The 8,605-nt window shown below is 59.5% G+C and carries 10 protein-coding genes; 4 read left to right on the top strand and 6 right to left on the bottom strand.

The features are described from left to right. Together ACIOUG_RS26125 and ACIOUG_RS26120 are read right to left on the bottom strand one after the other, a co-directional pair. Positions 1 to 135: argininosuccinate synthase domain-containing protein (locus ACIOUG_RS26125; RefSeq protein WP_401069930.1), on the bottom strand; the 135-nt coding region annotated here is incomplete at its 3' end. 129 nt (positions 136 to 264) lie between these two features. Continuing rightward, positions 265 to 1,173, bottom strand: coding sequence for an OmpA family protein (locus ACIOUG_RS26120; protein ID WP_202368922.1), 909 nt, complete (start codon positions 1,171 to 1,173; stop codon positions 265 to 267). A gap of 160 nt (positions 1,174 to 1,333) precedes the next feature. Between ACIOUG_RS26120 and pyrC the strand changes: the two genes are divergently transcribed. Next, a complete protein-coding gene (gene pyrC, locus ACIOUG_RS26115; RefSeq protein ID WP_401069927.1) occupies positions 1,334 to 2,380 on the top strand; it encodes a dihydroorotase in 1,047 nt (348 codons plus the stop codon). Next, the gene (gene rnt / locus ACIOUG_RS26110; RefSeq protein ID WP_007963973.1) at positions 2,377 to 3,054 is read left to right on the top strand and encodes a ribonuclease T; all 678 of its coding nucleotides are present in this window, start codon (positions 2,377 to 2,379) and stop codon (positions 3,052 to 3,054) included. Before pyrC ends, rnt begins: the two co-directional genes overlap by 4 nt. Before the next feature lie 74 nt (positions 3,055 to 3,128). Here rnt and ACIOUG_RS26105 read toward each other — a convergent pair whose 3' ends face one another. Then, entirely contained in the window at positions 3,129 to 3,731 is a 603-nt protein-coding gene (locus tag ACIOUG_RS26105) for a peroxiredoxin (protein WP_007963972.1), read from the bottom strand. Between the two features lie 314 nt (positions 3,732 to 4,045). On the opposite strand from ACIOUG_RS26105, the gene ACIOUG_RS26100 reads away from it, so the two are divergent. Together ACIOUG_RS26100 and bfr are read left to right on the top strand one after the other, a co-directional pair. After that, positions 4,046 to 4,264, top strand: coding sequence for a bacterioferritin-associated ferredoxin (locus ACIOUG_RS26100; RefSeq protein ID WP_401069924.1), 219 nt, complete (start codon positions 4,046 to 4,048; stop codon positions 4,262 to 4,264). A 200-nt stretch (positions 4,265 to 4,464) separates the two neighbouring features. Next, complete coding sequence (gene bfr, locus ACIOUG_RS26095) at positions 4,465 to 4,938, top strand: bacterioferritin (RefSeq protein ID WP_003227727.1); 474 nt, start codon at positions 4,465 to 4,467, stop codon at positions 4,936 to 4,938. A 231-nt stretch (positions 4,939 to 5,169) separates the two neighbouring features. On the opposite strand, the gene grxD is transcribed toward bfr, so the two are convergent. From grxD to ACIOUG_RS26080, 3 genes are all read right to left on the bottom strand, one after another. Further along, positions 5,170 to 5,511 carry a Grx4 family monothiol glutaredoxin gene (gene grxD / locus ACIOUG_RS26090; RefSeq protein ID WP_249490579.1) on the bottom strand — a complete coding sequence of 114 codons (342 nt, stop codon included), beginning with the start codon at positions 5,509 to 5,511 and terminating at the stop codon, positions 5,170 to 5,172. 97 nt (positions 5,512 to 5,608) lie between these two features. Then, the gene (locus ACIOUG_RS26085; RefSeq protein WP_401069921.1) at positions 5,609 to 7,714 is read right to left on the bottom strand and encodes a molybdopterin oxidoreductase family protein; all 2,106 of its coding nucleotides are present in this window, start codon (positions 7,712 to 7,714) and stop codon (positions 5,609 to 5,611) included. 137 nt (positions 7,715 to 7,851) lie between these two features. Then, entirely contained in the window at positions 7,852 to 8,142 is a 291-nt protein-coding gene (locus ACIOUG_RS26080) for a hypothetical protein (protein WP_003227733.1), read from the bottom strand. Positions 8,143 to 8,605: the final 463 nt, after the last annotated feature.

The raw sequence follows: 8,605 nt of genomic DNA, 5'->3' as shown, positions 1-8,605 counted from the left end.
GACCTCTTCGCCCTGACCCAGGTCAGCGGTGAAGGTCACCACTTCACAGTTATAAGTATCCTGCAGCCACTTGAGGATCACCGAAGTGTCCAGGCCGCCGGAATACGCCAGAACGACCTTGTTTACGTCCGCCATGCCATCACTCCACGGGGTTCTACGGAAAGCCGAGGAGTCTACCGCTCAAATCCGATAATTTACAGAGGCGCGACAGCTTAAGACGACAAAGCGACAGAATCTGTCGACAGCGCGACGATGACCGGCGGGTCAGGAAGTCGCCGCGGCGTTGGCAGGCGTGCTGGCTTGTGGCGCTGGTGCAGTGGTCGGTGCCACGCGCGCAAGCTTCACGCTGACCCGGCGATTCTTCGCCCGGTTAGCCGCATTGGTGTTTGGCACCAACGGGTATTGCTCGCCGTGGAAACGCACAGTGATCTGCGATTCGGCGATGCCGTTGGCTTTGAAGAAGTCGACCACCGCCAGCGCGCGACGCCGCGACAGTTCACGGTTGGTCAGGCGGTTGCCGCTGTTGTCGGAGTGGCCGTCGAGTTCGATGTGATTGACCGTCGGATCGGCCTTCATGAACTCGAGCATCACCTGCAGCTTGGCTTTGGCGGCGGCATCCAGATCGGTGCCTTCACCGGGGAAGCCGATCTGCGACTGTTTGACCTGATCGAAATTCTGCGGCAGCAACTTCGCCACACACGTCTGGTAATCATTGAACGCTTTGCTGAACTTCACCGGCAGCAGACGCACTTCCGAAACCCGGCCATCGCCGGACGCACGGCGCACCACCGGACTGCGACCGTCCAGCAAACCGCTGATCAGCCCGCCGGCCTGGGATTGCGAACTGTTGAACAGCACGTTGCCGGTACCGATCCTGACGCTGCCCAGGTTGATATCGTTGCGCCCCGGCTGCCATGGCGCCGCCGCCGCGAGCAAGGTCGCCGAACCGCCGCCGAGCATCGCGTTGTAGGCATTGAGGCGAAATATCGCCTGCTCGCCGGCCTTGCGCACGAACTGGCCCGAGCCGAAATCGGTGATCGGCTGGGTCAGGCGGCACTCGAACTTGTCGCCCTCGACCGTCCACTCAATGTTCTCCAGACGCGTCTGGTAGGTGAGCGCCATCGCAGGGAGGCTGGCAAACACACTGAGCAAGGCTAAATATCGCTGGCGCACGGGAGGCTCCATTGGCTTCTGTAACACAAAGACCGATTCACACTATGTTTACGGCATACCTACGGGATATCGGAAGGTTCCGGCAAAACTTGATAGCGAGTGCCTGCAAGAGTCTTTTCCGGTAGCATTCCCCTCAGTTTGACCCGCCTGGAATCCCCTCATGTCCGACCGCCTGACCCTGCTGCGTCCCGACGACTGGCACATACATCTTCGTGATGGTGCCGTGTTGACCAATACCGTTGCCGATGTTGCGCGCACCTTTGGCCGCGCCATCATCATGCCCAACCTGGTACCACCGGTGCGCAACGCCGCTGAAGCCGATGGCTATCGCCAGCGGATTCTCGCTGCCCGCCCGGCCGGCAGTCGTTTCGAACCGCTGATGGTGCTGTACCTCACCGACCGCACCCAGCCCGAAGAAATTCGTCAGGCCAAGGCCAGCGGTTTCGTGTACGCCGCCAAATTGTACCCGGCCGGCGCCACCACCAACTCCGACTCCGGGGTGACCAGCATCGACAAGATCTTCCCGGCGCTGGAAGCCATGGCCGAAGTCGGCATGCCGCTGCTGATCCACGGCGAAGTCACTCGCGGCGACGTTGATGTGTTCGACCGCGAAAAGATTTTCATCGATGAGCACATGCGCCGTGTCGTCGAGCGTTTCCCGACGCTCAAAGTGGTGTTCGAACACATCACCACCGGCGACGCCGTACAGTTCGTCAACGAGGCTTCGGCCAACGTCGGCGCGACCATCACCGCGCACCACCTGTTGTACAACCGTAACCACATGCTGGTGGGCGGGATCCGGCCGCATTTCTACTGCCTGCCGATCCTCAAGCGCAACACCCATCAGGAAGCCCTGCTCGACGCCGCCACCAGCGGCAGCGCTAAGTTCTTCCTCGGTACCGACTCGGCGCCGCACGCCCAGCATGCCAAGGAAGCCGCCTGCGGCTGTGCCGGCTGCTACACCGCGTACGCCGCCATCGAGTTGTATGCCGAAGCGTTCGAACAGCGTAACGCGCTGGACAAGCTCGAAGCCTTCGCCAGCCTCAACGGCCCGCGCTTCTACGGTCTGCCGGCAAACACTGATCGCATCACCCTGGTTCGCGAAGAATGGACCGCCCCGACCAGCCTGCCATTCGGCGAGCTGACCGTTATCCCGCTGCGCGCCGGTGAAAAACTGCGCTGGCGCCTGCTGGAGGAACACGCGTGAGTGAAGACCATTTCGACGACGAACTGGACGGTCAAGGTGGCGGCGGCGGTTCCCGTCACCCAATGGCAGCACGTTTTCGCGGTTACCTGCCGGTTGTCGTCGACGTAGAGACCGGTGGCTTCAATTCGGCCACCGACGCGCTGCTGGAGATTGCCGCGACCACCATCGCCATGGATGAAAAGGGTTTCGTCTACCCGGATCACACTTACTTCTTCCGCGTGGAACCGTTCGAAGGCGCCAACATCGAAGCGGCGGCGCTGGAATTCACCGGGATCAAGCTCGATCATCCGCTGCGCATGGCCGTCAGCGAAGAAACCGCGCTGACCGACATCTTCCGTGGCATCCGCAAGGCGCTCAAGGCCAATGGCTGCAAACGGGCGATTCTGGTCGGCCACAACAGCAGCTTCGACCTTGGCTTCCTCAATGCTGCGGTTGCGCGTCTGGACATGAAGCGGAACCCGTTTCACCCGTTCTCCAGCTTCGACACCGCGACGCTGGCCGGCCTGGCATACGGTCAGACCGTGCTGGCGAAAGCCTGTCAGGCTGCCGACATCGACTTCGATGGCCGTGAAGCGCATTCGGCGCGTTACGACACCGAGAAGACCGCCGAGCTGTTCTGCGGGATCGTCAACCGCTGGAAACAGATGGGTGGCTGGGAAGACTTCGACGACTGATCCTCGTCGGGTTTTTCCCGTACATAAAAAAACCGGCCACGTGGGCCGGTTTTTTTTTACCGCGACGTTGCGCCTTACAGGGCAGCAGCGTTCTCGGTCAGGTAAGCCGCAACGCCTTCTGGCGAAGCGTTCATGCCTTTGTCGCCTTTCTTCCAGTTGGCAGGGCAGACTTCGCCGTGCTCTTCGTGGAATTGCAGAGCATCGACCAGACGGATCAGCTCTTCCATGTTACGGCCCAGCGGCAGGTCGTTGATGATCTGCGAGCGGACAACGCCCTTGTCGTCGATCAGGAACGCGCCACGGAAAGCCACGCCGCCCTCGGACTCAACGTCGTAGGCCTTGGCGATTTCGTGCTTCATGTCGGCAGCCATGGTGTATTTCACCTGACCGATACCGCCGTTGTTGACCGGGGTGTTGCGCCACGCGTTGTGGGTGAAGTGCGAGTCAATCGACACGGCGACCACTTCCACGTTGCGCGCTTTGAAGTCGGCCATGCGGTTGTCCAGAGCGATCAGCTCGGACGGGCAGACGAAGGTGAAGTCCAGTGGGTAGAAGAACACCAGGCCGTATTTGCCTTTGATGGCCGAGGACAGGGTGAAGCTGTCAACGATCTCGCCATTGCCGAGTACGGCCGGGACGGTGAAGTCAGGGGCTTGTTTGCCTACGAGTACGCTCATGGATATCTCCTGGTGAATAACTTTGAAGTTCAGGGTCCGGGCCAGCCTGCCACCCTGAGGCGACAGCCCTGTGACACGAACCCTCTTCGCAAGGGCCGACCATCATACACTGCGTTTTTCGCCTCTCCTTAACGGTTTTTTGCCAAAAGCGGATAACCAGGCAGCATTTTCGGGGCCAGGCGAAAAGCCATTAAGCACCGTTCGTCAGCCATCACGGATTTGTTCAGAAAGCGTTCAGAAAGCACTTTGACAATCATTCTCGTTAACATTAAGATCCATCGCAATTGAGTCACAACCAGCGACGGTTCTCACTTATGTATGTTTGTCTCTGCACTGGCGTCACCGACGGACAGATCCGCGAAGCGATCTATGAAGGTTGCTGCAGCTACAAAGAAGTCCGCCTGGCCACCGGCGTCGCCAGCCAATGCGGCAAATGTGCCTGCCTGGCCAAGGAAGTGGTCCGCGAAACCCTGACCAAGCTGCAAACCGCCCAGGCCGCGATCCCCTATCCAGTAGAATTTACTGCTGCGTAATTACACCAATTTCGAAGAACCGGACTTATGTCCGGTTTTTTTATGCCTGCAAATCAAGCGGTTAGACGCTAGACGCGGAACACAAACATTCTTATTCAGATTTAATTTCATTTATTATTCAATAACTTAGGTTTGACACTTATAAATACCAAGCTCAAACTCCGCCTTATATACAGCTATTACAGGGCAGGACTCCCATCATGAAAGGCGACATTACAGTCATCCAGCATCTCAACAAGATCCTTGCCAATGAGCTGGTCGCGATCAATCAGTACTTCCTGCATGCGCGCATGTATGAAGATTGGGGCCTGAACAAGCTGGGCAAGCACGAGTACCACGAATCCATCGACGAGATGAAACACGCGGACAAGCTGATCAAGCGCATCCTGTTCCTTGAAGGCCTGCCGAACGTGCAGGACCTGGGCAAGCTGCACATCGGCGAGCACACGCAGGAAATGCTCGAATGCGACCTGCGTATCGAGAAGACCGGCCACGCCGATCTGAAAGCCGCCATCGCCCATTGCGAATCGGTTGGCGACTTCGGCAGCCGTGAACTGCTGGAAGACATTCTCGAGTCCGAAGAAGAACACATCGACTGGCTGGAAACTCAACTGGGCCTGATCGATAAAGTCGGCCTTGAGAACTATCTGCAATCACAGATGGGCGAAGAGTAGGAGCTGCCGCAGGCTGCGATCTTTTCAGATTGCACTGGCAACTCGAATCAACTTTTCCAGCGCACTAAAAAGCCCCGCCCTCTTACGAGGTGCGGGGCTTTTTATTGGCAAATCCCGGATCAGATGCAGATCCCTGTGGGAGCGGGCTTGCTCGCGAATGCGGTGTATCAGTCAGTTACTATTTTTCTGATACACCGCATTCGCGAGCAAGCCCGCTCCCACAAAGCCGGATCAGGCTTCGGACTTGGCCGCAGCAGCCTTGGCCGATGCATCCTTGACCAGAGTCTGCAGCTCACCGTTGGCGAACATTTCAGCCATGATGTCGCTGCCGCCGACCAGTTCACCGCCAACCCACAGTTGCGGGAAAGTCGGCCAGTTGGCGTACTTTGGCAGGTTGGCGCGGATTTCCGGGTTCTGCAGGATGTCGACGTAGGCGAACTTCTCGCCACAGCCCATCACGGCCTGCGCAGCTTTCGCGGAGAAGCCACACTGTGGGGCATTCGGCGAGCCTTTCATGTAAAGCAGAATGGTGTTGTTGGCAATCTGCTCTTTAATCGTTTCGATGATATCCATGGAGCACCTCGGCTGAACTTTCCGACTCATGGGTCGGCACGGTGGCGCATTGTAACGGAATCCCGAGCGCGCTGCTCGGTCTCCCCGACAGACATGCTCAAGCTGCCACCACCGTCACCGGTACGCCATTGAGCGCAGCGTTGCCCGATAACTCGTCGAGCTGACATTCATCGGTCAGGTCGTTGGCGCTGGATCCCGGTTGACCGCAGGCAATCGCCATCTGCACCCCCGGCCGCGCATGCCCCCAGCCGTGCGGCAAGCTGACCACGCCTTTCATCATGTCCAGGCTGCCGAGCACTTCCACTTCGATCTGCCCGACCCGTGAGCTGACGCGCACCAACTGCCCGTCGTCGAGCCCGCGACTGGCCAGATCATCCGGGTGCATCAGCAATTGATGGCGCGGCTTGCCCTTCACCAGACGATGATAATTGTGCATCCACGAATTGTTACTGCGTACATGGCGTCGGCCGATCATCAGCAGCTCATCGGCCGCCGGCGCCTGCAAGGCCGCAAAGCGTGCAAGATCAGCGAGGATTTCCGGCGGCGCCGCCTGCAACCGTTGGTTCGGGGTCTTCAAACGCGCAGCCAGATTCGGTTTGAGCGCGCCCAGATCGACGCCGTGCGGATGATCGAACAGCGTCGCCAGCGACAGCTTGTGCGCCGAAGCATCGCCATACAGCCCCATGCGCAGCCCCATATCGATCATCTTCGCCGGCGGCATGGTCGGTTTCAGCTCCTTGCCGGTCTTCTCGGCAAACGCCTTGGCCAGGCCGACGAAGATCTCCCAGTCGTGTAATGCGCCCTCGGGCTTGGCAAGAATCGCCCGATTGAAGCGAGTGACGTTGCGCACCGCGAACAGGTTGAACGTGGTGTCGTAGTGATCGTTTTCCAGCGCCGAAGTCGACGGCAGGATCAGGTCGGCGTAACGCGTGGTTTCGTTGATGTACAGGTCGATGCTGAGCATGAACTCCAGACCATCGAGCGCCTGCTCCAGTTGCCGGCCGTTCGGTGTCGACAACACCGGATTGCCGGCCACGGTGATCAGCGCACGAATCTGCCCTTCGCCTTCAGTGAGCATTTCTTCGGCCAGCGCCGATACCGGCAGTTCACCGCCGTACTCGGGCCGCCCGGACACCCGGCTCTGCCACTTGTTGAAATGCCCGCCGGAAGTCGATGCCACCAGATCCACCGCCGGCTCGGTGCACAATGCACCGCCGACCCGATCGAGGTTGCCGGTGACCAGATTGATCAACTGCACCAGCCAATGGCACAAGGTGCCGAACGCCTGAGTGGAAACGCCCATGCGCCCATAGCACACCGCGCTCGGCGCCGCAGCGAAATCCCGCGCCAGTTGGCGGATCTGCCCGGCCGGCACCGCACACAACGGGCTCATGGCTTCGGCAGTGAAGGTTGCGACGGCTGCGCGCACTTCATCGAGGCCATCAACCGGCAGGTGACTGTCACGGGTCAGGCCTTCGCCGAACAAGGTGTTGAGCACCCCGAACAGCAGCGCCGCATCGCCACCGGGGCGCACGAACAAGTGCTGGTCGGCGATGGCCGCCGTTTCGCTGCGCCGGGGATCGACCACCACCACTTTGCCGCCACGCGCCTGAATCGCCTTCAGGCGTTTCTCGACATCGGGCACGGTCATGATGCTGCCGTTGGACGCGAGCGGATTGCCGCCGAGGATCAGCATGAAATCGGTGTGATCGATGTCCGGGATCGGCAGCAGCAGACCGTGGCCATACATCAGATAACTGCTCAGGTGATGCGGCAGTTGATCGACCGAGGTCGCGGAGAAGCGGTTGCGCGTTTTCAGCAGGCCGAGAAAGTAGTTGCTGTGGGTCATCAGCCCGTAGTTGTGCACACTCGGATTGCCTTGATAGACCGCCACCGCGTTCTGCCCGTGACGCTCCTGAATCGCCGCCAGACGCTCGGCCACCAGCGCAAAGGCCTCGTCCCACTCGATCGGCAGCCATTCGCTGCCGACCCGGCGCATCGGCTGACGCAGGCGATCGGGATCGTTCTGGATGTCTTGCAGGGCCACGGCCTTGGGGCAGATGTGCCCGCGGCTGAAGGTGTCGAGCGCGTCACCCTTGATCGAGGTGATCGCGACGTTGCCATCGGTTTCGGTGGTCTCGATGGTCAGGCCGCAAATGGCTTCGCACAGGTGGCAGGCACGGTGATGGAGAGTCTTGGTCATGGCCAGTCTCTGTCTTGTTCTGAGCAGGCAACGATGATGCCTGCGGGAACAAAACTATGGCCCGTGTGCGGGAGCGACGCCAGCGATGTTCGTCTTGTGAATCGACGGCTATCAGGTGAGCCGATAGCCAGTCAGGCTCAGTTGGACGGCAGCTGTGGCGGCGCCTGCAGCTGAATTTCCTGAATGGTTTCGATCTGCTCGTGGGCGACGTGCACGCCAGTGAGTTCGCCGATCAGGCGCCAGTGCTCGTCGAGCCCGGCACTGATGGTCGCCATGCGGTCGATCATCTGGCGACTGGCAGCCTTGACCACATCATCTTCGCTGCGCAGCAGTTCGAAGGACATTGACGTCACCGAGGCGGTGAGATGGGTCAGGGAGCGAGCCGTGTGGCCCAGCAATTCCATTAACAATTGTTCTTTCGATTCCATGCGGAGGCTTCCTGCGTCGCTCGAAAGGTAGTTATAACCCAGCACTTTGCATTAGCAAATGTTTCGGTCTGAGCTTCCGACCAAGCGAGTGCATGGCCGGACGGTCGCAAACCGACCTGACCTGCCCCATCCCCGCCACGCCGGATTGCCAAGCCCCGCGGCGCCAGTGTACAAATGAGACCGTTACACGTCTTGACCCGACTTCCAATGCGCGACTGAAACACCCTGTCGCTGCCGCAAATTCTGCAAAAACCGTAGCCTATTGGAAAAACGCGACATTTAGTGTCAATATCGCGCCTCCCCCTATTTCGTCGCCCCGTGCGGCTTACGCCGCAGGTCTCGCCCGTTGTTCCGTTAAACAAGGCTTTGAGCATCTGCGGTTTGTAGCAAAAAGGTAGTCAATGATGAGCGCAAGGCACTTTCTCTCCCTGATGGATTGCACGCCCGAAGAGCTGGTCTGCGT

The organism is Pseudomonas sp. NPDC087803, assembly GCF_044742995.1.
Lineage (GTDB): Bacteria > Pseudomonadota > Gammaproteobacteria > Pseudomonadales > Pseudomonadaceae > Aquipseudomonas.
The sequence above is the reverse complement of the archived record's forward strand: the minus strand, read 5'-3'. Positions and strand labels throughout refer to the sequence as shown.

What these genes read in the sequence shown, in the direction of transcription:
- pyrC (WP_401069927.1), top strand. Translation starts at nt 1,334, where the DNA reads ATGTCCGACCGCCTGACCCTGCTGCGTCCCGACGACTGGCACATACAT.
- ACIOUG_RS26105 (WP_007963972.1), bottom strand. Translation starts at nt 3,731, where the DNA reads ATGAGCGTACTCGTAGGCAAACAAGCCCCTGACTTCACCGTCCCGGCC.
- ACIOUG_RS26100 (WP_401069924.1), top strand. Translation starts at nt 4,046, where the DNA reads ATGTATGTTTGTCTCTGCACTGGCGTCACCGACGGACAGATCCGCGAA.
- bfr (WP_003227727.1), top strand. Translation starts at nt 4,465, where the DNA reads ATGAAAGGCGACATTACAGTCATCCAGCATCTCAACAAGATCCTTGCC.
- grxD (WP_249490579.1), bottom strand. Translation starts at nt 5,511, where the DNA reads ATGGATATCATCGAAACGATTAAAGAGCAGATTGCCAACAACACCATT.
- ACIOUG_RS26085 (WP_401069921.1), bottom strand. Translation starts at nt 7,714, where the DNA reads ATGACCAAGACTCTCCATCACCGTGCCTGCCACCTGTGCGAAGCCATT.
- ACIOUG_RS26080 (WP_003227733.1), bottom strand. Translation starts at nt 8,142, where the DNA reads ATGGAATCGAAAGAACAATTGTTAATGGAATTGCTGGGCCACACGGCT.